The following is a 26319-nucleotide window of genomic DNA, read 5'->3' on the forward strand; positions in this document are numbered from 1 at the left end:
CATGGCGCAGCGCAGCGAATCTCCCGAGCCTCTTCGCCGCATTCTCCATATCGATATGGATGCGTTTTTCGCGTCCGTCGAGCAGCGCGACGATCCCGCGCTGCGCGGCAAGCCGATCGCCGTCGGCCGCGCGGGGACACGCGGCGTGGTCGCGGCCGCGAGCTATGAAGCGCGCCGCTTCGGCGTCCATTCGGCGATGCCTTCGCAGGTGGCGGCGCGCAAATGCCCGGAACTGATCTTCGTGCCGCCGCGCTTTGAGGTCTATAAAGCGGTTTCGGCCACGATCGGCGCGATTTTCGCGCGTTACACGCCGCTCATCCAGCCGCTCTCACTCGATGAGGCCTATCTCGACGTCACCGCCGAGATCGCCCAACACGGCTCGGCGCGCGCCATCGCCGAGGCGATTCGCGCGGCGATCCGGGCCGAAATCGGGCTCACCGCCTCGGCTGGCGTTTCCTACAACAAATTTCTCGCGAAACTCGCTTCCGATCATCGCAAGCCGGACGGGCTTTTCGTCATCCCGCCGCGCCTTGGCCCGGATTTCGTCGCAACCCTCCCCATCGGCAAGTTCCATGGCATCGGGCCGGTGACGGCGGCGCGGATGAACGCCCTCGGGATCACCACCGGCGCCGATCTCCGCCGCGCCGAACTCGGCTTTTTGGTGGCCCATTTCGGCAAGGCGGGTGCGCTCTATCACCGGCTGGCGCGGGCCGAGGATGATCGCCCGGTGGAGGTTGCGCGGGTGCGGAAATCTATCGGCGCCGAGACCACGTTCGCCCTCGATCTGCACGACTGGGACGCGCTTGCGGTGCCGCTTGCGGCACTGGCGGGCAAGGTCGCGCACGCGGCGACGCGCCATCGTCTCGCCGGGCGCACCGTGACGGTGAAGGTGAAATACGCCGATTTCCAGCAGATCACCCGCGCCCGCAGCCTCACCGCGGCGATCGCCGATGCGGCCACGATCACCGCGACCGGGCAGGAATTGCTGCGCCCGCTCTTGCCGCCGCGGCGCGGGATCCGCCTTCTCGGCGTGACGCTGTCGCACCTGGCGGAGGAGGGCGCGGGCCGGCAACTCGCGCTTGCGCTCGGGTGAGGTTGCGCGCGCTTTGCCGGCGGCGCGCGTCATGTCAGACTGCGCGCGGAAAACTGTGCGGGAGGGCATCGTGGCGCGTGAGATCGATTATTTTTTGTCGCTGAATTCACCCTGGACGCATTTCGGGGCGGCGCGCTTTGCCGCCCTCGCCGCCCGCCATCAGGCCTTGGTGCGGATTTTTCCCGTCGATTTCGGCACGATTTTCGCGGAAACCGGCGGCCTGCCATTGCCCAAGCGCTCACCCCAGCGCCAGGCCTATCGGCTGCAGGAACTGGCGCGCTGGCGCGATCATCTCGGCGTCCCGATCCACCTCAAGCCACGTCATTTTCCGGCCAACGAAACCCTCGCGGCGCAGGCCGTCATCGCGTTGCGCGAGAGCGGGGAGGGGGAGAAGGCGATGGCGCTCGCCCATCGCGTTCTGAAAGCTTTATGGGAGGAGGAGCGCGACACCGCCGATCCCGCGACGCTCGCCGCCCTCGCCGATGAGATCGGCGCCGATGGCGCGGCTTTGTTGCCTCTCGCCGCTGAGCCGCGCTGGGCGGCGCGGCGGGCGCAGGATACCGCGGCGGCGATTGCGCGCGGCGTGTTCGGTGCGCCGTCCTATGTCATCGGCGAGGAGATTTTCTGGGGCCAGGACCGGCTCGACTTCCTTGCCCGGCGCCTCGATGCGGGCTGAGCGATGATGGGGGGGCCGGCTGATCTCGTGCCGCTCGCGCCGGCGGTTTTGCCCGACGGGATCGCCGCCCGCTTCGTCGATACCGGCAACGGCCTTAGGGTGCATCTCCTCGAAGCCGGCGCCGGCGCCGATCGGCCGTTGCTTTTGCTGCTGCACGGGTTTCCCGAACTCGCCTATTCCTGGCGGAAAATCATGATGCCGCTTGCCGCCGCCGGCTACCACGTGGTCGCGCCGGATCAATGCGGCTATGGCCGCACCACCGGGTGGGACGGCGCCGATCCCGCCAATTTCCGGATGCTGCGTCTGGTGCGCGATGTGATCGGGCTCGTGTCGGCGCTCGGCCATCACAGGGCGGCGGCGGTGATCGGGCATGATTTCGGCGCCCCGGTCGCGGCTTGGTGCGCGCTTTTGCGCCCCGATCTGTTTCCCGCCCTGGTCCTGATGAGCGCGCCCTTTGCCGGCCCGCCCTCCCTTGCCGCGAACCCGGCGGCGGCGGCGGCAGAACTCGATGCCGCTCTCGCCGCCCTCACGCCGCCCAGAAAACATTATCAATATTATTATTCCAGCCCGGCGGCGGCAGCCGAGATGGATGCCCCGGCGGCGGGATTGGCGGCATTTCTCCGCGCCTATTACCACATGAAAAGCGCTGACTGGCCGGGCAACCGGCCAACCCGCCTTGCCACATGGGCGGCCGCCGAACTCGCCCGGATGCCGCGCTATTACATCATGGACCGCGAGGCGAGCATGCCGGCGACGGTTGCCGCCGCCCTCCCTTCGCCAGCCGAGATCGCCGCCTGCCGCTGGCTTTCCGAGCCCGAACTCGCGGTCTATGCCGGCGAATTCGCCCGCACCGGGTTTCGCGGCGGTCTGCAATGGTATCATTGCGCGAGTTTCGGCATCGGGCGTGAGGAGATGCAGATTTTCGCCGGCCGCGCGATCACGGCGAAAACGCTCTTTATCGCCGGCGCCGCTGATTGGGGGGTCTATCAGGCGCCGGGGAGCTTCGAGCGCATGCAAGAGACCGCCTGCAGCGATTTTCGTGGCGCGCACCTCATCGCGGGCGCCGGGCACTGGGTGCAGCAGGAGCAGCCGGAGGCGGTGGTTGCGATCCTACAAAGTTTCCTTGGCTGAACGATAAGCCGGCGCCTAGAGCGCGATCGGTTTAAGTCGATCACGCTCTACCCCTATTTTGGCGAGCAAGTTGGCCGGTTTTGATGGAACAGGATGGTTCAATCAAAACCTACCTTGCTCTCGGTGCCGCCCGAACCGAGGGCGTCGCCGGCCTGATCAGAGCCTCTCCGCCGCGGCCTGCCCGAAGCGGCCGAAGCGCCAGGCGAGAATAGGCAGCACCAAGAGATTGAGCGCCATCGAACTGACCAACCCGCCGAGAATGACCAGCGCCATCGGCCCCTCGATCTCGCGCCCGGGATCGCCCATGCCGAACACCAGCGGCGAAAGGCCGAGCGCCGTCACCAGCGAGGTCATGACGATCGGCGCCAGCCGGTCGCCGGCGCCACGCAACGCCACCGCCGCGCCAAAGGGCCGGCGTTCGACGCCGACCAAATACTCGTAATGCGAAATCATCATGATCGCGTTGCGGAGCGTGATACCGAACAGGGTCACGAACCCGACCGTCGCCCCGAGCGTCAAGACCCCGCCCGAGGCGAACACAGCGAGCACGCCGCCGACCAGGGCGAAGGGCAGATTGGCGAGGATGAGAATCAGGTTGCGCGCGTTCGCGGTCACCACCCAGAGCAGGGCGATGACGCCGATCCCGGCAAGCACGGCGCGCAGCACGAGATCGCGCGTCGCCCGTGATTGCTGGACGGCGGTGCCCGCGAATTCGAGATAGGTGCCAGGCGGCAGCGTGACTTCGGCGGCCAGCCGCGCCCGTGCCGCGCGCATGAACCCGGCGACATCGCGGGTAGTGATATTGGCGGTGATGCTTTGCACCCGGCGCGCGCCGATATGCTGGAGCGAGGCCCGCCCCTCGCGCTCGAAAATGTCGGCAACCTCGGCGAGCGTCACCGTGCCGCCGCCCTCGGCGCGGAGCGGCAGCGCCCCGAGGGCGGCGACATCATGGCGGAGCGACGGGGCGAGGAGGGCCACCACCGGCCGCACCCGGTTGCCCTCGGCGACGATGCCCACCGTCTCGCCCTGATAGGCGGTGGCGATGGCGTCGATCACCGCGCCGGCGGTAAGCCCGGTGCGGGCGAGATCGCCGGGGCGAAGGCGAATGGCCAGCTCCGGCGCGCCCGGCGGCGCGGCGATGGTGACATCGGCGGCGCCCGCCATCCCGCCCAAAACGCGCGCAACGGCAGCGCCGGCACGGTCGAGCGCATCGAGATCGGGGCCAAAAATATTGACCACCAGGGGCGCGGTATAGCCCGAAAGCGTCTCCTCGATCCGTTCGGTGAGAAAGGGGGTGATGGCGAAGCTGATCCCGGCAAAGCGCGAGAGAATGGCGCGGAGCGCGGCGCTCGCCTGCGCTGCCTCGGCGCTCGAGAGCCCGGGGCGGAGATCGACGTCGAATTCGCTATATTCCGGCCCCCAGGTATCCTCCGACAATTCCGCCCGCCCGACCCGCTGCGCGACCACCCGCACCACCGGCAGCGCCGCGACGGCGCCGCTGATCAGGCGGCCGAGGCGCAGCGATTCGGCGATCGAGGTGCCGGGCACCGCCGCGACATGGAGCACGAGATGGCCCTCGTTCAGCTCGGGGAGGAAGGCGCCGGCGAAAAACGGCAAGGCCGCGCAGCCGGCGGCGGTCGCGAGCAAGGTCGAGACCATCACCGCCCCGGCATGGCGCATGGCGGCGAGCAGCAGGCGCTCATAGCGGCGGCGGAGAAAGCGGATCACCGGCGGCTCGCGCCGCCCGTCGCGCCGCTGCGCCAGGAGCAGCATGGCGAGTGCCGGCGTCACGGTAAGCGCGATCAGCAGGGAGGCGAGGATCGCGAGGATATAGGCGAGCCCGAGCGGCGCGAAAAACCGCCCGGCAAGCCCGGGCAGCGCCAAAATCGGCAAAAACACCAGCACCACGATGAAGGTTGCGTGCACGACGGCGCCGCGCACCTCAAGCGAGGCCGCGAGCACCACCGAGGCGGCCGGCCGAGGGGCCGCGGCGCGGCGGTTTTCGCGCAGCCGCCGGGTGATGTTCTCGACATCGATGACCGCGTCATCGACGACCTCGCCGATCGCGATCGCGAGCCCGCCGAGCGTCATGGTGTTGAGCGAGACGCCGAGCCGCTGCAAAACCAGCACCGCGGCGAGCAGCGAAAGCGGGATCGCAAGGCAGGAGATCGCGGCGGTGCGGAGATCGAACAGGAACAGGAACAGCACCACGATCACCAGCACGCCGCCGAGCACCAGCGAGGCGCTGACATTGCCGATGGCGGTGCGGATGAAATCCGCCGGGCGGAAGAGATCGTCGTGCAAGACGATGCCGCTTGCCTCGAGATCGGCGCGAAGGCCCGTGATCGCGCGCAACACCCGCTCCGTCACCTCGACGGTATTGGCGCCATATTGCGCCGAAACCACGATGACGACGCCGGGCTCGCCCATGACGCTGCCGGCGCCGAAGGGCGGCAGCGGCGCCAGCCCGATTTCCGCGACATCGCCGAGCGTGACCCGGCCGACCGCGCCGCGCGTGACCAGCCGCCCGGCTAGGAGTGCGGCATTCGTCGTCTGCCCTTCGGCGGCCAGCACCAGCCGCTGGTTCGGGGTCTCGATGAAGCCGGCGCCGCGCAATCCGCTCGCCCGTCGCGCCGCGGCCAGCACGTCATCGAGGCTGAGATCAAAGCGCGCGAGCCGCGCCGGGTCGATCCCGATCCGCAACGCCGCGACATCGCCGCCAAAGACCGCGGCGTTGGCAACCCCGGGGACGGCGAGCAGGCGCGGACGGAGCGTTCCATCGGCGGCGTCGCGGAGAGCGATCTGGCTCACGTCGGCGCGGCCGGCGGTAAGGCCGAGGATGAGCACGGTGCTGGTCGAGGAGGCGAGCGGCGAGAGCGTCGGCGGCGCGATCCCCGGCGGCAGGCGGCGGGCGGCGTTCGCCAGCCGCTCGGCGACGATCTCGCGGTCGCGATAGAGATCGCCGCCCTCGCCGAACAGCACGGTGATCACCGAGAGCCCCTGGATCGAGGTCGAACGCAAGGTCTCCACGCCCGGCGCGCCGCCGAGGGCGTCCTCGATCGGCTGCGTCACCAGGGTTTCCACCTGCTCGGGCGAAAGCCCTGGCGCCTCGGTCTGGATGCCGACCTGGGGTGGGGCGAATTCGGGAAAAACGTCGTAATTGAGACCGGGGAGGGTATAGGCGCCATAAGCGAGCAGCGTCATCGTGAGGGCGGCGATGACGCCACGAAACCGGATCGCGAACCCGATCAGGGCCGCTTGCGGCCCGCGCGGCGCGGGTGGCTCGCTCACGGATCGCTATCCCCTTCGCCGAGCTGGATTTGGCTGCGGAATTCCTCGGAAAAGAGGGAGGCGGCGCCACGCCCGACGATGGTTATCGGCGCTGCCGCCGGCGCCGGGTCGGCGATGATGAAGCCCCCCTCGGGCGAGGGCTGGTCGGTCGCGATCGCGGCGCGGGCAAAGCGCCCGGGCGCGATTTGACGATAGATCCAGGCCCGCCCCTGCCACCACAGCACCGCCTCGGGCGGCACACGCAACGAAGCCGGGCGCGGCGGGCCGGGCAGCGACACGGCAAGCGTCATTCCGGCGAGCAGCCCCTCGGCGTTCGGCGCGACATAAAGAAGAAGCGGCGCCTGCGAACGCGGATCGACGCGCGGCAAGGGGGATACCAGACGCAAATCGCGCCGCCCCGCCGCAGCCCCGCTCGCCAACGTCGCCAGCGCCTGCGCCGGCGCCGCCAGCGAAGCCGCTGCCACCGGCAGGGCAACGCTGACCAGCCATTCCTCGCCGCGCGCGAGGCGCTGGGCGAAGGCGCCACCCGCGACGATATCGGGGCCGAGCGCCGCGCCCCATTGGCTCACGGCGAGATCGCTCAGCGCGCGCAAATCGGCCTCACGCCCCGCGAGCAGTGCTGCGGCGGCGCGGTCATTCGCCGCCGCTGCTTCCAAAGCCTGCGCCGAGACCGTGTGCTGGTCACGAAACAGGGTTTGGTCGCGTTGGTATTCCGCCGCCGCCGCCCGCGCCCGTGCCCGCGCCTCCGCCAGCGCCGCTTGCGCCCCGGCGGCTTTTTGCATCGTCTCGGCAAGCATTGCGGGGTCGAGCACGGTGCCGAAGGTTGCGATCATCACCGGCTGCGGCGCCGCTTTCAGGGTGAGGAGTGCGATGTCGTTTTGCGTCTGTGCCGTGGGATCGAGCGCGATCAGCGGGGTGCCGTCCGGCCCGAGCGCGGCGGCGGCGGTTTTCGGCTTGGCCGCTGGGGCGTCGTCATCATCGGCGTCGTGATTGACGAGATAGAGCGCGACCACGCCACCCGCGAGCGCCAGCACGACAAGCACGGCGAGCCCCAAGGCCCAGCGGCGGCGGCGCCTCATCGGGCCGGGCTTTCGGCGCCGGCGAGTTCGGCGCGCGGCGGCGCCACCAGATCGGGCACACGCGCGCCCGGATCGAATAGCGGCTGGCGCAACGCGTCCTCCAATTCACCGATGGCGGTCAAGGTTGTCAGGTGGGCATCAAGCCGGGCGAGGCGGGCGTGGGCGAGCGCGGCCTCGCTGGCAAGCAAGGCCGGCTGGTCACTGGCGCCCGCGCGAAAGGCACGGGCAACCGCGTCGGCGTGCGCCGCCTCAGCGTCGAGCAGTGCCGCCGCCTCGCGCTCGCTGGCAACGCTCGCGCGGTAATCGGCGCCGGCCTGATCGAGGGCTGCGATGATCCGCGCCTGGAGCGCAAGGAACCGCGCCGCCTCTTGGTTGCGCCGCGCCAGCGCCTCGCCGATCCGCCCTTGATTCTGATTGAGGATGGGAAGATCGAACCCCGGCGCCAAAGCATAGGTGTTGATCCCCTGATACCAGTTATAGCCCGGGCTCAGCACCAGATTGGGATAGCGATTGGCGAGCTGTTCGCGCAGCGCCGCCTGCGCCGCCGCATAACTGGCGAGTTGGGATTTGACATCGCTCCGGCCAATCAGCGCCGCGCGCCGCAGCCGGCCTTCGGCGAGATCGGCGGGAAGCGCCGGCGGCGTGGCGAGGCGGTCGAAATCGAGTGGCACGGCGCGCAGCGCCGCGACCGGGATGCCGATCGCGCTGGCGAGCTTCGCCTCGGCGAGGGCTTCCGCCCGGGCGTTGTCGGCGAGCGCGGTGGTGAGTGTCGTTGCGGCGATTCGTGCGGTGCTGACCTCGACCGCGCTCGCCGCGCCGGCGGCGAGGCGGGCCTCCTCGGCGGCGGCGAGTTTGCGCTGCACCGCTGCTTCCGCGGCAAGCCGGGTGCCGCGCTCGCGCGCCGCCCATAACGCCGCCATTGCATCGCGCACCCCACCGCGCACCTGCCAGCCGGCGGTGATCAAATCCTCCCGCGCCGCCTCGGCGCGTGCCGCGGCATTCGCAAGCCGGGCCGAACGCTTGCCACCGGTCTCGATGACGGCATTGACGACGCCGCCGAAGAGAAATGGCGGCGGCACGAAGGCGAGGCTGGGATTGGGGCGCTCGCCGGCGGTGACCTTGCCGGCTTCGGCGAGCGCGAGCGCGCTCCGCGCGACATCGAGATCGGGATGGAAATAGAGCGCGGCGAGCGTCAGGCGCCGGAGCGTCCATGGCGGCGGCCCGGCCGCCTTATCCCCCCCGCCGGCGGGATCGGCCTGGCCGGGGTCGAGACGTTCGGCGGCATCGATGAAAGCCAGAAGACGCGGATCATCGAGCCTGCGCGCCGCGAGCGCCGCCGCCCCTGCCTCTGGCGACAGCGCCGGCGCCGGCGGCGGCGTTGCGCAGCCGATACAGAACGCAAACAGCACGAAGACGACGGGGCGCGGGCAAATTCGTGCTCGCATGTGCGGTCTTGCGTTTCCTCGACGGTTTCCTGATCGCTGCGAGCAGTGGCAGGAAGCGGGGGAAGCCGTCAAGCGTCGGGATGGCCGCGCGGCGCCGGGCGGTTACATTTTCGCGATGAGCGCGTCGACGACCTGGAGTGCGGTGCTGGTTTGCCCCGAGGCGAGGGCTTGCAAGGCCTTGCTGATCTCGCTGATCGAGGGATCGGTGCTCGGCGCGCCGGCCTGCGAGGGCGCGACATCGCGGGTGAGAAGCCGGCTTTCGGCGCGTTCCAACGCCTCCTGCGCGAGGCCGGTCTTGCCGCCGGCAAGCGCGCTCCGCGCCGCTTTGAGATAGCTCAGCGCACTGTCATCGCTGACGGCGGGGATCGGCAGCTTGCTCGCGAGACCCGACCCAGACGCGCCGCCCATCAGCGCGCCGGTATCTTGCATCAGCGAAGACCCATTGCTTTGCGCCAGCGCCGGCGTGGCAAGAAGGGTTACGGTCAGCAGCGGAAAGACGAGATGAGACGCGCGCATTGAAGAGTCCCCCGATTTTCGGATGAACGATACCGCAGACACCGCGCCACGGACAAAAGTTTTTTGGTTCTTTTTTTCAAAAAAGAATCTCTTTTTTACCCCTTAGCGAAGGCACCGCCCATCGCCTGGCGGATGAAAAACCGCTTGAGCGGCGGCAGGCGATGGACCAGAGCGATGCCGACATCGCGGGCGAGGCGAAGCGGCGGCATGTCGTTGCTGAACAGGCGATCGAGGGCGTCGGTCGCTGCCAGCATGAGGAGATTGGCGCCACGCCGCGCCCGTTGATAGCGGGCGAGCAGCGCCGGCGCGCCGGGATCCTCGCCCCGGCTTGCCGCGTCGATCAGGAGATCGGCGAGGGTGATCGCGTCACGGAAGCCGAGATTGAGGCCTTGGCCGGCGATCGGGTGGATGCCGTGCGCTGCGTCCCCGACCAGGACCAGGCGCTGGTCGTAATAGCGATGGGCGTGCAGCGCCGAGAGCGGATAGAGCCAACGCCGGCCGATCGGGCGGATGGCGCCGAGATGATCGCCGAGCCGGCGGGCGATCTCGGCGCCGAAGGCGGCGTCGTCGAGGGTCATCAAATGCGCGGCCAAGGCCGGCCGCTCGGTCCACACCACCGCCGAAACATGCTCCGCCGCTTCGTTCGCCGCCATCGGCAATTGCGCGAAGGGGCCGGCGGGGAGGAAATGCTCGAGCGCGGTCTGGTGATGCGGGTATTCATGCGCAATCGCGGCGACGATTCCGCTCTGACGATAGGGAAAGCGCGTCACCGGGATGCGCGCCTGCCGCCGCAGAGGGCTTTCGCGCCCCTCGGCGGCGACGACGAGGCGGCATGCAATCCGCTTCCCGCCGTTCAGCGTGATCTCGGCGCCGTGTGCGTTGCGGACGATCTCGGCCTCGGCCGGGGCGAAGAGGTGGAGCGGTCGGCCGGCCAGCCCCCCCTCGGCCAGCGCCGCGTTGAGCGCCCGGCGCAGGCTCCGCGCCTCGACCATCCAGCCGAAGGCGGCGCCGTCCCCGACATCGTGCCCGATCTCGGCGATATCGAAATGCAGGAACAGGGGGGAGGCCGGGCGATCGAGCTTGCCGTCTGAGACCCTGATCGCCGCGATCGGGCCGGGGGGATCGGGAAGCCGCTGCCAGAGCCCAGCCGCTTCGAGCAGGCGGCGCGAGCCGGCGGCGATCGCATAGGCGCGGCCGTCGAAGGCGGGGTGTTCCATCGGCGGCAGCGGCGCGCGGTCGATGACCGCGGTCGTGATGCCGGCGGCGGTGAGCCGAAGCGCGAGCGCGGCGCCGACCGGCCCCGCCCCGATGACCGCAATCTCGACCGCGAGGCTCTCTGACATCCGTCTTCCCATCCGCCCGAGAGCGCCCTGGCTTAGGCGTCCCATGATTGCACAAAAAAAAGGCATCGCGTGTGCCGCACGATGGCAAACCCGATCATGGCCCGCTGCCTGCCATCTAGGCAAGAGCAACCTGCCGCGTAGCATCCAGCACTCGGCAGAGAATTGCTGATCGCGGCACGGTTCTTGAATTCGGTGTTGTCGTGGATGTTATCCCGGCCATTACGGTGGGGCGCGTCCCGGAGAACGACAGTGATACGAAATGAACAAGGAATGGCGCGATGAAACTGATCATGGCGGTCATCAAGCCCTTCAAGCTCGATGACGTGCGCGAGGCGCTGACGCCGCTTGGCGTTCAGGGTCTCACCGTCTCCGAAGTGAAAGGGTTCGGCCGACAAAAAGGGCAGACCGAGATCTACCGGGGTGCCGAGTATCACGTGAGCTTCTTGCCCAAGGTGAAAATCGAGGTGGTGGTCGCGGACTCGCTCGCCGAGCAAGTGGTGGAAGCGATCGCGCGGACCGCCAACACCGGCAAGATCGGCGATGGCAAGATTTTCGTGCTCGATGTCGAACGCGCCGTCCGCATTCGCACCGGCGAGCAGGATGGCGACGCGCTGTGATCGCCGACACCGCCCTCCCTCGGACCCGCCCCGACAATAACACCAAGGACAAAGAGACGATGAAGCAAAACTGGCTTTCCCGAACCCGCGCGCCGCTGATCGCAACCGGCCTGCTCGCCCTGCCGGCGTTCGCCACGTCCGCCTTCGCGGCGGACGCGCCACCGAAAATCGATACCGGCGATACCGCCTGGATGCTCACCAGCACCGCCCTCGTGCTGATGATGACCATCCCCGGCCTCGCCCTCTTCTATGCCGGCATGGTGCGCAAAAAGAACGTGCTCGCCACCATGATGCAGTCCTTCATCATCTGCTGCCTGGTGACGATCACCTGGATGGTCATCGGCTATAGCCTCGCTTTTACCAACGGCAATCCTTACATCGGCGATTTTTCGCGCGTTATGCTGGCTGGCATCGGCGCCCACATCAACCAGGGTAACGATGTCGCCTTCGTGCTCGGCGCCGGCACCGATGGCGCGACGCCGTTCACCATCCCCGAGACCGTCTACATGATGTTTCAGATGACGTTCGCGATCATCACCCCGGGGCTGATCGCCGGCGCTTTCGCCGACCGCATGAAATTCAGCGCGATGTGCGTCTTCATGGTGCTGTGGTCGATCTTCGTCTACAGCCCGATCGCGCACTGGGTGTGGAGCGCCAATGGCTGGCTGGCGACGCTGGGTGCGGCGGATTTCGCCGGTGGCACCGTCGTGCACATCAATGCCGGCATCGCCGGGCTGATGGCGGCGCTGGTGATGGGCAAGCGGGTCGGCTATGGCCGCGACAACATGATGCCGCACAATCTCGCCTACGCGGTGATCGGCGCCTCGCTGCTCTGGGTCGGCTGGTTCGGCTTCAATGCCGGCTCGGCGGTCGGCGCCAATGGCCGCGCCGGCATGGCGATGGCGGTGACACAGATCGCAACCGCCGCCGCCGCCCTCGCCTGGACGTTTGCGGAATGGGCGGCGAAAGGAAAGCCCTCGGTGCTCGGCGCGATCTCGGGCGCGGTCGCCGGTCTCGTCGCCATCACGCCGGCCTCGGGCTTCGTGCTGCCGGGCGGCGGCCTGGTGATCGGCATCGCCGCTGGTGTGATCTGCTTCTGGTCGGCGACCTCGCTCAAACACATGCTCGGCTATGACGACAGTCTCGACGCCTTTGGGGTGCATGGGGTTGGCGGCATCGTCGGCGCGCTGCTCACCGGCATCTTCGCCTACGGCCCGCTTTCCGCGACCGCCGGCACGCCTGCGGGCATCGTCGGTGGCCTGCACCAGCTGATGATCCAGGCCGAGGCGGTGCTTGTTACCCTCATCTGGAGCGGCGTCATCTCCTTCATCATCCTCAAGGTGGTCGATGCGGCGATCGGTCTCCGCGTCTCCCCCGAGCAGGAGATCGAGGGGCTCGACGTGGTGTTGCACGGCGAACAGCTCGGCTGATCCTGGCCAAAGAGGGACCTGGGGGAACTCTCCTCCAGGTCTTTTTGGGTGAATTCAACAAGGAGCGTGCAACTTCCGATATTTTGTGTTAGCATCCCCCGGCAATGACCCGGAATTATACCGTAAGCCGCCGATTGCTGCTTGGCGCTGGGGTGAAGGCAACCTTCCTTCTCCCGACCACCCTGATCGCCGACCTCGCGGCGGCGGCGACCCCGGCGCCCCGCCATGCGCGCCGGGCCCCGGCCGCCCGGCCGCCGCGTCTGGTCGTTCTCGATCCCGGCCATGGCGGCAAGGATCCCGGTGCCATCGGCATTTCCGGCACCTATGAGAAGCATGTCGCGCTGGCCACCGCCTTCGAACTCAAACGGCAATTGGAGGCCTCGGGGCAATACCACGTCGAACTCACCCGCGCGCGGGACATTTTCATCCCGCTCGAGCATCGGGTGGAGATCGCCGAACGCCATCGCGCGATGCTGTTCGTCTCGATGCATGCCGACGCCCTCAGCGACCCCCGCGTGCGCGGCGCCAGCATCTATACGCTCGGCGCCCACGCCTCGGATGCGCAGACGCGCGAACTCGCACGGCGCGAAAACAGCGCCGACCGCTTCGCCGGCCCCGATTTCCAGGGCACTTCGCCCGAAGTCGCAGAGATTCTGGCGAGCCTCGTGCAGCACGAAACCCGCGTCGGCTCGGCGCGCCTCGCCCATGACCTGGTCGGCGCCCTCGGCCCGCGCGTGCCGCTGCTCTCCAATCCCACCCGGCACGCCGGCTTCGTGGTTCTGAAGGCCGCCGACATTCCGAGCGTGCTGGTGGAGATGGGGTTCATGTCCAACCGCCAGGACGAGGCCGCGCTCCGCCGGCCGGCGCATCGTGTGCAAGTCGCGCAGGCGATGAAACACGCTGTCGATGCCTATTTCGCCGCCGCCGACCAGGGGCTCAGGGTCGCCGGGTAGGCATTCCGCAGAAAAATTGTTCTTTTTTGAAAAAAAGAACTTTTCTCCCGTTGGGCAGTGCCTACGGCACTGCCCGTGCTGCGGAAGTTGCCGCTCTGAGAATCCGGAAAAAAATCTTCTTTTTCTTCAGAAAAAGAAGAGTTTTATTGATTGCTATTGAAGAGATTGAAAATATCCCGGGTAAATCCCGGCGTGAGCGCACTCAGCGGGTTGACCGAGACTTTTGGGTCGTCGAATGGCCCGCTCGCCGCGTAGGACGCCGCCAGAACGCCGCCGCCGCGCTCGGGGCTGAACAGGCGCCCGAGCAAAGGGATGCGCCCGAGCAGCGAGTTGAAGAAATAGGCCGGAACGACGGTGCCGGCGAGATCGACGAAGCGGGTCTCGAGATCGATGGTTCCCTTCGCGGTGAACCCGAGCGAGGCGTTGGACATGCGCGCATTGGCGAGAGAAACCAGCCCGTCTTGGTAGGTGAGCGGCGCCACCAGCCGGTCGAAGGCGAGGCTTCGGCCAGGCTGCTGGCCGAGCAGGCCATAGACCGTCATCCCCTGCAGGACACGCATGGTGAGTGGGGCGTCGCGCAGACTGAAGCCGGTGATCTCGAGCGTGCCGTCGAGCGGGTGCCCGGCCTTGTGATCGTCGAACCGCCCGGCAAAGCTGAGCCGCCCGCCGGCGAGCGTCGTGATCCCGGCGATGCTCGCGAATAGAGCGCCGGCATCCTCGGCGTGCGCGCTCACCCGCCGCTCGCCGTTCGCGGCAGGGGTGATCGCGAGCCGAAAATTCCCCCGCGCGCCGCCGCCGCGATCGAACCCCTCGGCGTTTAGGGCGGTGAGCCGACGCCCATCATCTTCGGCGCTGAGATTGAGAAATCCGAGGCGCCGGCCCGGGCCGAGAAGAACGGTATCGAAGGCCGCCGAAACCTGCCATGGGGCCCCCGGCGTATCCGGCGCCGTGACCCTTGTTTCCGCGCGGCGGGCGGCGCGCGCCGGGTGATCGGCGGGCGAGGGCGGCCGCCGGCCGGAGAGATCGAGGCTCGGGCCGCTGAGACGCAGGCGATAGGGCGCATCGCTCGCCGCCGGGAACAGAAGATCGCCATGGACATGGGTCGCGCCGAGATCGCCGCGCGCGATCACCAGATGCCAGGGCGCGCCGTTCGCAGTGTCGGCCGAAGCGAGGATGGCGGCATCCTGGCTTTGCAGCACGATATGATCGATGCCGGCCAAGCGGCCGTGATCGAAGCGGAGATCGGCCGCGAGATGGCCGCTTACCCCGGCCGGCTTGCGCCAGCCAAGCGGCACCGGCGCGAGATCGGCCGGGGTGAGATCGGCGGTGAGCGCGATCAATGCTGCGCCGTCACGCCGTTCGATCCATTCGGCATCGAGCGGGATCGCACCGGACAATCGGCCCCCGGGATCGAGGCCGAGACGCGCAAAATCCGCCGCCCCGAGCCGTGCTCGCAGCGCGACCTCCGTTACTTCCTGGCTCGGTGGGCCGGCGGTGAAATCCAAGCGCACGCCGAGCTTGGTCGGAACGCCGGCGAGTTGCGCCGTGCCATCGCCATGCAGGCCGGCCTGATCGACCGTGAGCGTTGCCTCGCCTTCGGTGAGATCACGTCCGGCGGCGATCCCGCGCAGACGGAGGTCATGCAGGGTCGCATTCGCTGAGACCGTGACATCGTCGCTCTTCACCTCCCGCGCCAGCGGCAGCGCGACCGCGAGGTCGGCCGAAAACGTCCCGCCCGGCTCACTGAACGGCAGCTTCCGAGGGTCGAAGAGATGAAGGCGTTTCTGCCCGAGCAGGGCCAGCGCGTCGGCGACCTGGCCGGCGAGGGTCATATGCATCGCCGCTGTTTGGTCGGCGGCATCGAGCCCGGCGATCTCAAGGTTGCCGGCGGTGAGCTGGATCGCGCCGCCGCCGGGCATCGCGACCTCGCCGGATCGCGCCGCGATACTGAGCGCGTCGGGGGCGGCGATGGTCAGGGTCGCGCTTGCGTGGCGGAGCGGCGGCAGTGGCGCGAGCCAGGTGATGGCGAGATCATCGCCGGCGAGTTGGCCGGAGATCGCCTCGAGGCGCGGCGCTCCGCCGTCGGGATCGGCGCTTGCCGTGAGCGTCAGGTGCCCGTCATGCGCGCTGCCCTCGGTAATGTTGGTGGTCAGCCAGTCGCGCGTGTCGGGCGCGAGGCCGGGCGGCCAGTAGCGCGCGAGATCGGCAAAGGCGACGCGATCGAGTCTCGCATCGAGGGCGAGCGCGACCCGGCCGGCGGCGGCGCGCGACAGCACGCCCTCGGCGTGCAGCGTCGGGCCGGCGCCATGATCGGGCGCGGCCAGTGTCGCCGAGAGCGCGTGCAGCAGCAGATGATCGTGATCGGTCGCGCTGATTGTGCCCTGAGCGGCGAGCAGCGGGATCGCGCCGCCGGCGAGCGCCAGATGGCCGGGGCCGAGGGTGAAGGCGCCGGCAAGCCCACGCCAGGCAAAATCGCGGTCGAGGCGAAGCGTGATATCGGCGCCGAGCGGGGCGGCGATGGCGCGCAGCGGCGCGAACGCCGGCGCCGCATCGGCGAGCGCCGCCGGCGTGATCGGGCCGAGCGTTGCTGCAACCAGGATCGGCGCCGCCCCGCGCTCGGCGAGCGTGATGCGGGCGCGGAGCGGAAGCGTCTGGCCGGCGGCGACGAGCTTGGCCGCGACATCACCGGCGAACCCTTCATCGGCGCGGCGATCGAGCACCGCCTCGGCGCCGTCGATCCGCCAGATGAGGCCGAGCGCCTGGTCGGCGATGGTGATTTCGCGGCTGGCGAGGCGAATGCGGCGGAGATCGGTGAGGTCGATCCCACTCGCGAAAATCAGGGACGCCGCCGGTGTGGTTGCGCGCGGGGCATTGTCGGCGAACAATGATAGCGCGCCGTCTTGCCCGCGCACCAGGCGAAGCCGCTCGATATCGAGATCGGCGGCGCGTGGCGCAAGGCGCCCGAGCAGGAGAGCGTGCAGCGCGAGCGAGACCTCGGCGCGCGGGATCTCGGCGATGGCGTGCCCGGCCCGGTCAGTGGCGACGAGATCGGCGAGACGGAGATCGATCGGGCGATCGACCCCGCCGCGGAACCCCTCCCAGACCAGCGCCGCTTGCCCGATATGCAGCACGATCGGGTGCGCGCCGCGATTGGCAACGGCCTCCAGCTGGCGGGCGAGCCAGGCGAGATTGATTGGCCCCTCGGTCAGCCGCCAAAATCCGGCGCCGAGCGCCAGCGACGCCAGCATCGCGAGCGCGAGCGTGAGCGCCGCCAGCCGGTGCAGTGCCCACCATGCCGGCCGCAGCCAATGCCGCCGGCGCCAAACATAAGCAAGTGAGGCTTGACCGCGCAGGGCTTTCACGGCGACGCTCGCCCAAGATGACGCGCGCGATCGCCCCGATTTGGACCCGCCGGCGCCTGCCGCCGGCCGCCGATCCCGCTGCCGCCGCGCGGCTGATCGAGGAGATCGCCGGCTCGGGCCGGCCCTGGGCACGCTCGCCCGAAGGCGCCGCCCTGCTTGCCGCGATCGGCGGCAACAGCCCGTTTCTCGCCGATCTCGCCAGGGGCGAAACCGCGACGCTTGACGAGATTTTCGCCCATGGTCCGCGCCCGGCGCTGGCGGCGATCAATGCCGGGCTTGCGTCCTGCCCGCCGACCCTCGCCCGTGCCGAGATCGCGCGCCGTCTCAGGGTCGCGAAGCGGCGGGCCGCGCTGATCATCGCGCTTGCCGACATCGCCGGTGTCTTCCGGCTCGAAGACGTGACCGCAGCCCTCAGCCGCTTCGCCGAGAGAGCCCTTCGCCTTGCGACCGACCATCTTCTCGCCGACGCCGCGGCGAGCGGCACCCTCCGTCTTCCCGATCGCGCCCACCCGGCGCGCGGCGCCGGTTTCGTCGTGCTCGCGCTCGGCAAGCTCGGCGGGCGCGAGTTGAATTATTCCAGTGATATCGATCTCGTCTTGCTGCATGATCCGGCCGCCCATCCCTACCACGATGACGCGATCGGCGCACAGTTCACACGCATCGCGCGGGCGCTGGTCGCGCTCATGCAAACGCGCGACGCCGATGGCTATGTGTTTCGCACCGATCTCCGGCTTCGCCCCGATCCCTCGGCGACGCCGCCCTCGGTGAGCCTGCCCGCCGCGATCGCTTATTACGAGGGCCTGGGCCAGAGCTGGGAGCGGGCGGCACTGCTCAAGGCGCGGCCGGTTGCCGGCGATCTCGCGCTCGGGCGGACCTTCCTCGCGGCGATCCGACCCTTCATCTGGCGCCGCGGTGTCGATTTCGCCCTGATCCATGACATCGCCGCGATGCGCCGGCGGATCGAGGCGGAACAGCGGCGGATGGGCGCGGGCGATCCGCTCGCTCGCCTGCTCGGCCATGATCTCAAGCTCGGCCAGGGCGGGATCCGGGAGATCGAATTCCTGGTCCAGGCGCTGCAACTGGTCTGGGGCGGGCGCGATCCCGGGCTGCGCGTGCCGGCGACGCTGCCCGCGCTCCGCCTCCTCTGCCGCGCCGGCCATCTCGCGCCCGAGAGTGCTCGCGCGCTTGCCGCCGCCTATCGTTTTCTTCGCCGCGCCGAGCATCGGCTGCAGATGATCGCCGATCGCCAGACCCAGCGCCTGCCCGAGGACGAGGCGGACCTCCGGCGTTTTGCCCTATTTCTCGGCTTCTCTGCGACTCCGGCGTTTGTCGCGCGGCTTTCGCGCCATCTCGCCGCCGTCGCGCGGCATTACCGGGAGGTGTTCGAGGCCGTGCCGGCGGCGCCGGCGGCGCTCGATTTCAGCGGGCCGGAGCCGGCCCCGGCCACGCTGGCGTCGGTGCGGGAGATGGGGTTTGCGCGGCCGGAGGCGGTCGCGGCGGCGGTCGGCGGCTGGCTTTCCGGCCGGGTGCGGGCGCTGCGCTCGGAGCGGGCGCGGGAATTGCTGAGCGAGATCTTGCCGCAGCTGCTCGCCGCGTTCGGGGCGCAAGCCGATCCCGAAACCGCGTTCGCCCGTCTGCAGGCGTTTCTCGAGCGGCTTCCGGCTGGCGTGCAGCTTTTCTCGCTCTTTCAACACAACCCGGCGCTGATCGCGCGGATCGCGGCGATCCTCGGTGCCGCCCCGGCGCTCGCCGAGCATCTTGCCCGCGCCCCAGGCGCGATCGAAGGCTTGCTCGCCCCCGAGGCGCCGCCGCCGCCCGCGCGCATGTTCGCCGAGCGACTCGCCGATGCCGCTGATCTGGAAGTAGCGATCGCGATCATTCGCACCATCGTGCGGGAGGAGAATTTTCGCCTCTCGGTCGCGCTGATGGAGGGGCGCCTTGACGTCGACGCGGCTGGTGAGGCCCGCAGCGCGCTTGCCGACGCCGCGCTCGCGGCATTGCTCGCGCGGGTTCTCGCCGATCACGCGGCGCGTTTCGGGGCGCTTCCCGGCGGCGCGATGGCGGTGGTGGTGCTCGGCAAGGCCGGTTCACGCGAGATGATGGCAGGGTCGGATCTCGACCTGATGCTGATCTATGACCACCCGGAAAGCGTCAGCGAAAGTGAGGATCTTCCGGGGCGGCGGCGGATTCCGGCGGGGCAATGGTTCCTGCGCGCCGCGCAAAGTTTCATCGCCGCCGTCACCGCGCCGGACGCTGATGGACCGCTCTATGCCGTCGATATGCGGCTCCGCCCCTCGGGCAATAAGGGGCCGGTCGCGGTCGCGCTCGGCGCCTTCATCCGCTACCACGCGGAAACGGCGTGGACCTGGGAGCGCATGGCGCTGACCCGCGCCCGGGTGCTTGCCGCGGCGCCCGACTTCAGCGCGCGCGTGCAAGCGGCGATCGTCGCGGCGATCGCTGGCGCGGCGCCTGCGGCATTGGTGCGGGCGGACGCCGCCGCGATGCGCGCGCGCCTCGCCCGCGAGCATCCGCCGGCTGGGCCATGGGACGTGAAATACCGCGACGGCGGCCTGATCGAGGTCGAATTCATTGCCCAGGCGCTGCAAGTGATCGCGGCGCGCGACGACCCCGCCCTCCTTCACCCGGCGACGCGGATAGCACTGACCCGCCTCGCCGCGCGCGGCTGGCTCACGCCGGCAGAGGCGGAAACCCTGATCGCCGCTGACCGGCTGTTTCGGATCGTCCAGGAAATGCTCCGCATTACCATCGGGCCGCAGCAGGGCGCGGCGTTGGCGGCGGGGGCGTTGCCACCGCTCGCCGCCAGCACCCTGTTGCGCGCCGCCGGCGCACTTGATATCGCGGCGCTTCACGCCACGTTGAACCAAACCATGGCCGATGTCCGAAGGCTTTTCATCCGTCATCTCGGCGCGCCGTGACGTGCCGGTGCTGCCATTGCCCGAAAGGAGAGAGACATGAGCCTCAAGGAGGGGGATAAAGCCCCCGATTTCGCCATGCCGGCTTCCGGCGGCCGCCATGTGAGCAGCAAGGCCCTCAAGGGGCGGCCCTTCGTGCTCTATTTTTATCCCAAGGCCGACACGCCGGGTTGCACCACCGAAGCCTGCGACTTTCAGGCGGGGCTCGGCCGGCTCGGCGCGCTGCCGCTCGACGTCATCGGCGTGTCGCGCGATCCCATCAAGGCGATCGACAAATTTGCGGCCAAATACGGGCTCGCTTTCCCGCTCGCCAGCGACGAGAGCGGCGCCGTCAGCGCGGCCTATGGCACCTGGGTCGAGAAATCGATGTATGGCAAGAAATACATGGGCATGGAGCGTGCGACCTTCCTGGTCGACGCCGACGGCAAAATCGCCCGCATCTGGCGCAAGGTGCGAGTGCCGGGCCATGCCGAGGCGGTGCTCGCCGCGGCGAAAGCGCTTTGAGCAGGGCCCTGGCCGTCGCCGCGCGATCATGCTAGGGCGGGGCCAGCCAGGGCGGGGCGAGAGCATCCCCTGCCCGCCCCGAGAATGGAGAGCACGATGTCCGAGAGGCTACCGCCTGGCCAGCCGAGCGCGAACGCGCCGCTGATCATCAACACGCAATACGTCAAGGATCTCTCCTTCGAGGTGCCGGGTGCGCCGCAGATCTTCGCGACGCTGCGCAGCCAGCCGCAGATCAATCTCGGGCTCGACGTCAAGGTGCAAAAGCTCGCGCCGGCGGAGCAGAATGCTTTCGAGGTCACCCTCCATCTCCGCGCCGAGGCGTTCGATCCCGCGCAGGGCGGCGCGGCGGCGGCAGCAGCAGCCGAGGAGGGCCGCAAGCCGGCGCCGATCTTCATCGCCGAACTCGCCTATGCCGGGGTTTTCACGTTGAACAACGTGCCGGAAAACGCGGTCGAGCCGGTGCTTCTCGTCGAGTGTCCGCGCCTCTTGTTTCCGTTTGCGCGCAACATCCTCGCCGATGTGACCCGCGAGGGCGGGTTTCCGCCGGTCTTGCTGCAACCGATCGATTTCGTCGCTCTCTGGCAATCGCGCCGCGCTCAGACGGCGGCGGCGCAAGGGCCGGCCGGCAACGCGTGAGCGATGGCGCGGCGGCAACGGGCTTGAAACCGCCGCCGCGTGCCCCATCTCGCGGTTGACGTAGAAAAATGGGGCGGGTAGGATAGCGCTCGTCTCAAGCGGGCAGCGGGAAGTTCGCCGCCGCTTTCGCCTGCTCCCATCCCCAGTCTGTGCCGGACATTTCCCCCGATCCGGCGCGCGGTGTGCATAAAGGCGCCCGCGCCCTTTTCCCTCCCGAGATTTCCGAGGCTTCACCGATGCATCTCGCCGAACTCAAGGCAAAATCTCCCGCCGACCTTCTGAGCTTTGCCGAAAGCCTGCAAATCGAGAACGCCTCGTCACTGCGCAAGCAGGACATGATGTTCGCGATCCTCAAAACTCTCGCGGAAAACGATCAGGCGATCAGCGGCGAGGGGACGCTGGAAATCCTCCCCGACGGGTTCGGCTTTCTGCGCAGCCCCGAGGCCAACTACCTTCCCGGCCCGGATGACATCTATGTCAGCCCGACCCAGGTGCGCCGGTTCGGCTTGCGCACCGGCGATTCGGTCGAGGGGCAAATCCGCGCCCCCAAGGAAGGCGAGCGCTATTTCTCGCTGCTCAAGCTCAACACCATCAATTTCGAGCCGCCCGAAGCGGTGCGCCACCGCATCAATTTCGACAATCTGACCCCGCTTTATCCGACCCAGCGCCTCAAGATGGAGACCGAGAATTTCCAGTCCGTCGCCAAGGCACCGGGCAAGGATTTCACGCCGCGGGTGATCGATCTCATCGCCCCGATCGGCAAGGGCCAGCGCGCCTTGATCGTCGCCCCGCCGCGCACCGGCAAGACGGTGATGCTGCAAAACATCGCGACCGCGATCGCCGCCAACCACCCCGAGATCTTCCTCATCGTGCTGCTGATCGACGAGCGCCCCGAGGAAGTGACCGATATGGCGCGGAGCGTCAAAGGCGAAGTCATTAGCTCGACCTTCGACGAACCGGCGACGCGCCACGTGCAGGTCACCGAAATGGTGCTCGAGAAAGCCAAGCGCCTGGTAGAGCACAAGCGCGACGTCGTCATCCTGCTCGATTCGATCACCCGCCTCGCCCGCGCTTACAACACCGTCGTCCCCTCCTCGGGCAAGGTGCTCACCGGCGGCGTCGATGCCAACGCGCTGCAACGGCCCAAGCGCTTCTTCGGTGCGGCGCGCAATATCGAGGAAGGTGGCAGCCTCACCATCATCGCGACCGCGCTCGTCGATACCGGCAGCCGCATGGATGAAGTGATTTTCGAGGAATTCAAAGGTACCGGCAATTCCGAGTTGATCCTCGACCGCAAACTCTCCGACAAGCGCTCCTTCCCGGCGATCGACATCACCAAATCCGGAACGCGCAAGGAGGAATTGCTGGTCGATAAGGGGACACTTTCGAAAATGTGGGTGCTGCGCCGCATCCTCAATCCGATGGGCACCGTCGATGCCATGGAATTCCTGTTGGACAAGCTGAAATACAGCAAGACCAATCAGGATTTCTTCGACGCTATGAACACCTGATCGCCGGCTTCACTGACGCGCCGCAAGAGGAAGATCTTCATGTCCGACTATAAGGTTAAAGACATTGCGCTCGCCGACTGGGGGCGCAAGGAAATCGCCATGGCCGAGGACGAGATGCCCGGCCTGATGGCGATCCGCGCCGAGTTCGGCAAAACGAAACCGCTCGCCGGCGCGCGCATCGTCGGCTGCCTGCACATGACCATCCAGACCGCGGTCCTGATCGAGACGCTGACCGCGCTCGGCGCGAGCGTGCGCTGGTCGTCGTGCAATATCTTCTCGACACAAGACCACGCCGCCGCCGCCATCGCCGCCGCGGGCATTCCCGTATTCGCCTGGAAAGGCATGAACGAGGAGGAATTCTGGTGGTGCATCGAGCAGACGGTGCGCGGCCCCGATGGCTGGACGCCCAACCTCATCCTCGATGACGGCGGCGATCTCACCAAGCTCATGCATGAGAAGCATCGCGACCTGCTCGCCGCCGTGCGCGGGGTTTCGGAGGAAACCACCACCGGCGTGCATCGCCTGCGCGACATGGCGCGCGCCGGCACCCTCCTGGTGCCGGCGATCAATGTCAATGACAGCGTCACCAAGTCGAAATTCGACAATCTCTATGGCTGCCGCGAAAGCCTCGTCGATGGCATCCGCCGCGGCACCGACGTGATGATGGCCGGCAAGATCGCCGTCGTCGCTGGCTTCGGCGATGTCGGCAAGGGCTCGGCCGCTAGTCTCCGCAACGCCGGCTGCCGGGTGATGGTGACGGAGATCGATCCGATCTGCGCGCTTCAGGCGGCGATGGAGGGCTATGAGGTCGTCACCATGGAGGAGGCGGCGCCGCGCGGCGATATCTTCGTCACCGCCACCGGCAATATCGACGTCATCACCATCGATCATATGCGGGCGATGAAACATCGCGCCATCGTCTGCAATATCGGCCATTTCGATTCGGAAATCCAGATCGAGGCGCTGCGCAACTACCGCTGGGAGAACGTCAAGCCGCAGGTCGACGAGGTTGTTTTCCCCGACGGCAAGCGGCTCATCGTTCTCTCGGAGGGCAGGCTGGTCAATCTCGGCAACGCCACCGGCCATCCGAGCTTCGTCATGAGCGCGAGTTTCTCGAACCAAGTGCTCGCCCAGATCGAACTTTTTACCGCACCGAGCGGGCGCTATCAAAAGCAGGTCTATACCCTGCCGAAGCGGCTCGACGAGAAAGTCGCGGCGCTCCATCTCGGCAAGGTCGACGCGCATCTGACGAAACTCTCGCCCGCGCAGGCGAGCTATATCGGCGTCGCCGTCGAAGGGCCGTTCAAACACGACGATTATCGCTACTGAGTGAGGTTTTTCTTGGCCGGCGAGGCCTCGCCTCGCCGGCAAATCACTTGCCGCGGCGAAGGGAAGCGGTTCTTTTTTGAAAAAAAGAACCAAAAAACTTTTGTCAGTTGGGAAGGCGAAAGCAGGGTTTCATGGCATCCTGCTTGGAGACGGAAATCTGCTAGACGTCCATCGGCGGGCGCAGCATGAAGCCGGCGCCGCGGATGCTGTGCAGCATCGGCGCCTCGCCCGCGGCATCGAGCTTGCGGCGGAGCTTGCCGATATGAACATCGACGACATTGGTGTGCGGCAGGAAGCGATAATGCCAGACATCCTCGAGCAGCATGCCCCGCGTCACCACCTGGCCGACATGGCGCATCAGATAGTCGAGCAGCTTGAACTCGGTCGGCAGCAATTCAACCTCGCGCTCGCCGCGCCGCGCGGTGCGGCCGATGAGGTCGAGCACCAGCGGGCCGACCCGCAGCACGGTCTCCAACGAGGGCGGCGGACGGCGGAGCAGCGCCTCGATGCGGGCGGCGAGTTCGACGAACGCGAACGGCTTGACGAGATAATCATCACCGCCCGCTTTCAGCCCGGCGACCCGCTCATCGACCGCCCCGAGTGCGCTCAGAAGCAGGACCGGAGTGCGGATCCCGGCCGAGCGCAGCGCCTCGAGAACGGTGAGCCCATCGCGCTCGGGCAGCATGCGGTCGAGAATCAGCAGGTCGAACCGGCCCTCATGCGCCTGTGCCTGTCCGGCGAGGCCGGTTGCGCCATGGCTTACCGCGTAGCCCCGGGCGCGGAGATCGGCGACGATCTCGGCCGCCAGTTCGAGATCATCCTCGACCAGCAATATGTTCGCCCTGGCCGTTTCTGGTTTGGCCTCGCTATCGGCCGCCATCGCTACCTCGTGCATGAACCCCATCCCTTCCACCGCCGCGACTGGGTGCCGCGCCGCCGCCGGCTCGCCGGTAAAATCGCGCAACTGCGTTCTTTTCTCCATTAAAAGGTGATTTAACCCAATGGCGAGCAACGCCTTGGCAGCCCCCTCTCGGCCACCTTCCTTGCAAACGAACGGTGCACGCCAAGCGCTGCTTCCCGAGATCGCCCGCACCGCCGCCTTCCGCCTCGCACTTGGCTTCGTCGCCGCCTTCGCCGCCTCCATCCTGCTGCTGTTTTTGTTCATCTATTGGCAAACGGCCGTGGTCGAGACCCGCCGGATCGACGGCGTCCTGCTGCACGACGCCGCCGCCGCTGCCGCAACGTCACCGGCAGAGCTCGAACTCATGCTCGGGCCGCGATTGTCGCAAGATCTGCATCGCCTGACCTTCGCCGCCCTGTTCGATGCCGACGGCCATCCGCTCGCTGGCAACCTCGCCAACATACCGCCCGACCTGCCGCGCGACGGCCGGCCTCATCGCACGCGGCTCCGCGTCGATAACGGCAATGGTGGGCAGGATGAGGCGGTGCGCGCCGTCATCCGCACGCTTCCCTCCGGCGAAACCTTCGTGATCGCGCGGAGCGTCGGCGATCTTCAGCAACTGCGCCGCACCGTGCAGCGCGCGCTCGGGCTCAGCGTCATCCCGGCGACGCTGCTTGCGCTCGCCGCCGGGATTTTCCTCAGCCTGCGCGCGCTCCGCCGGGTCAAGGACGTGCATGAAACCATGGCCCGCATCCTCTCCGGCGATCTGCACGAGCGCTTGCCGATCCGCGGCACCGGCGATGATTTCGATCGCCTGAGCGACGGCGTCAACCGCATGCTGGACGAGATCGGGCGGCTGCTCGATCAGCTCAAGGGCATCGGCAACGATATCGCTCACGATTTGCGCACCCCGCTCACCCGGGTGCGGGCGCGGCTGGAGCGGGCGCGCGATGCCGGCTTCGAGACGGTTGGCGCGGCGGCGGACGCCAGCCGCCGCGAGGCGCTGCAGGACGCGATCGACCGCGCCATTGTCGGGCTCGATCAGACGCTCGGCATCATCACCGCCCTCCTCAGGATCGGCGAGATCGAGGCGCGGCGGCGGCGCAGCGGTTTCGCCGCGGTTGACCTCGCCGGCATCGCCCGCGAAATCGAGGAGCTTTACCGGCCGATCGCCGAGGAACAGGAAATCCGCTTCGAGGTCGCGATCGAGGCGGTTGCGCCGGTTTTCGCCGACCGCGATCTCCTGCTCGAGGCGATCGCCAATCTCGTCGGCAACGCCATCAAGTTCACCCCGGCCGGCGGCACCGTGCGGCTTGCGTTGCTCGCAGGGCCGGAGGGGCCGCGGGTCCGGGTCAGCGATACCGGGCCCGGCATCGCGCTTGCCGAGCGCGGCGAGGTGTTCAAGCGCTTTTACCGCGCCGACAAAAGCCGCCATATCGAGGGCAGCGGCCTCGGGCTCAGCCTGGTCGCCGCGATCGTCGATCTGCATGGCTTCACGCTCACCCTCGGCGATGCCTATCCCGGCTGCGTCTTCGAACTCCTCTGCCAGCCGCCGCCGCCGCCCTGAGC

General features: G+C 68.2%; 19 protein-coding genes. 12 read left to right on the top strand and 7 right to left on the bottom strand.

Annotated features, from left to right (window positions below):
• Position 1: 1 nt before the first annotated feature.
• The 3 genes from dinB to DEF76_RS06320 all read left to right on the top strand — a co-directional run bounded on the left by dinB (position 2) and on the right by DEF76_RS06320 (position 2900).
• Positions 2-1093: a DNA polymerase IV gene (dinB, locus tag DEF76_RS06310; RefSeq protein WP_114911602.1), complete on the top strand. Its 1092-nt coding sequence runs from the start codon at positions 2-4 to the stop codon at positions 1091-1093.
• Positions 1094-1163: 70 nt separating this feature from the next.
• Positions 1164-1769: a 2-hydroxychromene-2-carboxylate isomerase gene (locus DEF76_RS06315; protein WP_114913711.1), complete on the top strand. Its 606-nt coding sequence runs from the start codon at positions 1164-1166 to the stop codon at positions 1767-1769.
• A 3-nt stretch (positions 1770-1772) separates the two neighbouring features.
• Positions 1773-2900, top strand: a complete 1128-nt coding sequence (locus DEF76_RS06320) for an alpha/beta hydrolase (RefSeq protein ID WP_205216125.1) — start codon at positions 1773-1775, stop codon at positions 2898-2900.
• Between the two features lie 156 nt (positions 2901-3056).
• On the opposite strand, the gene DEF76_RS06325 is transcribed toward DEF76_RS06320, so the two are convergent.
• The 5 genes from DEF76_RS06325 to DEF76_RS06345 all read right to left on the bottom strand — a co-directional run bounded on the left by DEF76_RS06325 (position 3057) and on the right by DEF76_RS06345 (position 10574).
• Positions 3057-6191, bottom strand: coding sequence for an efflux RND transporter permease subunit (locus DEF76_RS06325; RefSeq protein WP_114911603.1), 3135 nt, complete (start codon positions 6189-6191; stop codon positions 3057-3059).
• Positions 6188-7270, bottom strand: coding sequence for a hypothetical protein (locus DEF76_RS06330; protein ID WP_114911604.1), 1083 nt, complete (start codon positions 7268-7270; stop codon positions 6188-6190). The genes DEF76_RS06325 and DEF76_RS06330 overlap by 4 nt, the downstream gene beginning before the upstream one ends.
• Positions 7267-8715, bottom strand: a complete 1449-nt coding sequence (locus tag DEF76_RS06335; RefSeq protein ID WP_114911605.1) for a TolC family protein — start codon at positions 8713-8715, stop codon at positions 7267-7269. Before DEF76_RS06335 ends, DEF76_RS06330 begins: the two co-directional genes overlap by 4 nt.
• Before the next feature lie 102 nt (positions 8716-8817).
• On the bottom strand, positions 8818-9231 hold the full coding sequence (locus DEF76_RS06340) for a hypothetical protein (protein WP_114911606.1): 414 nt from the start codon (positions 9229-9231) through the stop codon (positions 8818-8820).
• A 95-nt stretch (positions 9232-9326) separates the two neighbouring features.
• Complete coding sequence (locus tag DEF76_RS06345) at positions 9327-10574, bottom strand: UbiH/UbiF/VisC/COQ6 family ubiquinone biosynthesis hydroxylase (protein ID WP_114911607.1); 1248 nt, start codon at positions 10572-10574, stop codon at positions 9327-9329.
• A 278-nt stretch (positions 10575-10852) separates the two neighbouring features.
• Between DEF76_RS06345 and DEF76_RS06350 the strand changes: the two genes are divergently transcribed.
• The 3 genes from DEF76_RS06350 to DEF76_RS06360 all read left to right on the top strand — a co-directional run bounded on the left by DEF76_RS06350 (position 10853) and on the right by DEF76_RS06360 (position 13574).
• Complete coding sequence (locus tag DEF76_RS06350) at positions 10853-11191, top strand: P-II family nitrogen regulator (protein WP_114911608.1); 339 nt, start codon at positions 10853-10855, stop codon at positions 11189-11191.
• Positions 11192-11250: 59 nt separating this feature from the next.
• Entirely contained in the window at positions 11251-12621 is a 1371-nt protein-coding gene (locus DEF76_RS06355; protein WP_114913713.1) for an ammonium transporter, read from the top strand.
• Between the two features lie 104 nt (positions 12622-12725).
• The gene (locus DEF76_RS06360) at positions 12726-13574 is read left to right on the top strand and encodes an N-acetylmuramoyl-L-alanine amidase family protein (RefSeq protein ID WP_114911609.1); all 849 of its coding nucleotides are present in this window, start codon (positions 12726-12728) and stop codon (positions 13572-13574) included.
• Positions 13575-13717: 143 nt separating this feature from the next.
• On the opposite strand, the gene DEF76_RS06365 is transcribed toward DEF76_RS06360, so the two are convergent.
• A complete protein-coding gene (locus tag DEF76_RS06365; protein WP_162800511.1) occupies positions 13718-16936 on the bottom strand; it encodes a DUF3971 domain-containing protein in 3219 nt (1072 codons plus the stop codon).
• Between the two features lie 17 nt (positions 16937-16953).
• On the opposite strand from DEF76_RS06365, the gene DEF76_RS06370 reads away from it, so the two are divergent.
• From DEF76_RS06370 to ahcY, 5 genes are all read left to right on the top strand, one after another.
• A complete protein-coding gene (locus DEF76_RS06370) occupies positions 16954-19872 on the top strand; it encodes a bifunctional [glutamine synthetase] adenylyltransferase/[glutamine synthetase]-adenylyl-L-tyrosine phosphorylase (protein ID WP_162800512.1) in 2919 nt (972 codons plus the stop codon).
• Positions 19873-19908: 36 nt separating this feature from the next.
• Positions 19909-20373, top strand: a complete 465-nt coding sequence (locus DEF76_RS06375) for a peroxiredoxin (RefSeq protein ID WP_114911612.1) — start codon at positions 19909-19911, stop codon at positions 20371-20373.
• Between the two features lie 96 nt (positions 20374-20469).
• Positions 20470-21009, top strand: a complete 540-nt coding sequence (secB, locus tag DEF76_RS06380; protein ID WP_240319125.1) for a protein-export chaperone SecB — start codon at positions 20470-20472, stop codon at positions 21007-21009.
• A gap of 236 nt (positions 21010-21245) precedes the next feature.
• Complete coding sequence (gene rho, locus DEF76_RS06385) at positions 21246-22520, top strand: transcription termination factor Rho (protein ID WP_114911614.1); 1275 nt, start codon at positions 21246-21248, stop codon at positions 22518-22520.
• 39 nt (positions 22521-22559) lie between these two features.
• Positions 22560-23849 (top strand): adenosylhomocysteinase, encoded by a 1290-nt coding sequence (gene ahcY, locus DEF76_RS06390; RefSeq protein ID WP_114911615.1) that lies wholly within the window; start codon positions 22560-22562, stop codon positions 23847-23849.
• A gap of 160 nt (positions 23850-24009) precedes the next feature.
• Here ahcY and DEF76_RS06395 read toward each other — a convergent pair whose 3' ends face one another.
• Complete coding sequence (locus DEF76_RS06395) at positions 24010-24729, bottom strand: response regulator transcription factor (RefSeq protein ID WP_114913714.1); 720 nt, start codon at positions 24727-24729, stop codon at positions 24010-24012.
• 163 nt (positions 24730-24892) lie between these two features.
• Between DEF76_RS06395 and DEF76_RS06400 the strand changes: the two genes are divergently transcribed.
• Positions 24893-26317: a sensor histidine kinase gene (locus tag DEF76_RS06400; RefSeq protein WP_162800513.1), complete on the top strand. Its 1425-nt coding sequence runs from the start codon at positions 24893-24895 to the stop codon at positions 26315-26317.
• Positions 26318-26319 lie beyond the last annotated feature (2 nt).

The sequence above is a fragment of the Acidibrevibacterium fodinaquatile genome (genome assembly GCF_003352165.1).
GTDB classification, from domain to species: Bacteria; Pseudomonadota; Alphaproteobacteria; order Acetobacterales; family Acetobacteraceae; genus Acidibrevibacterium; species Acidibrevibacterium fodinaquatile.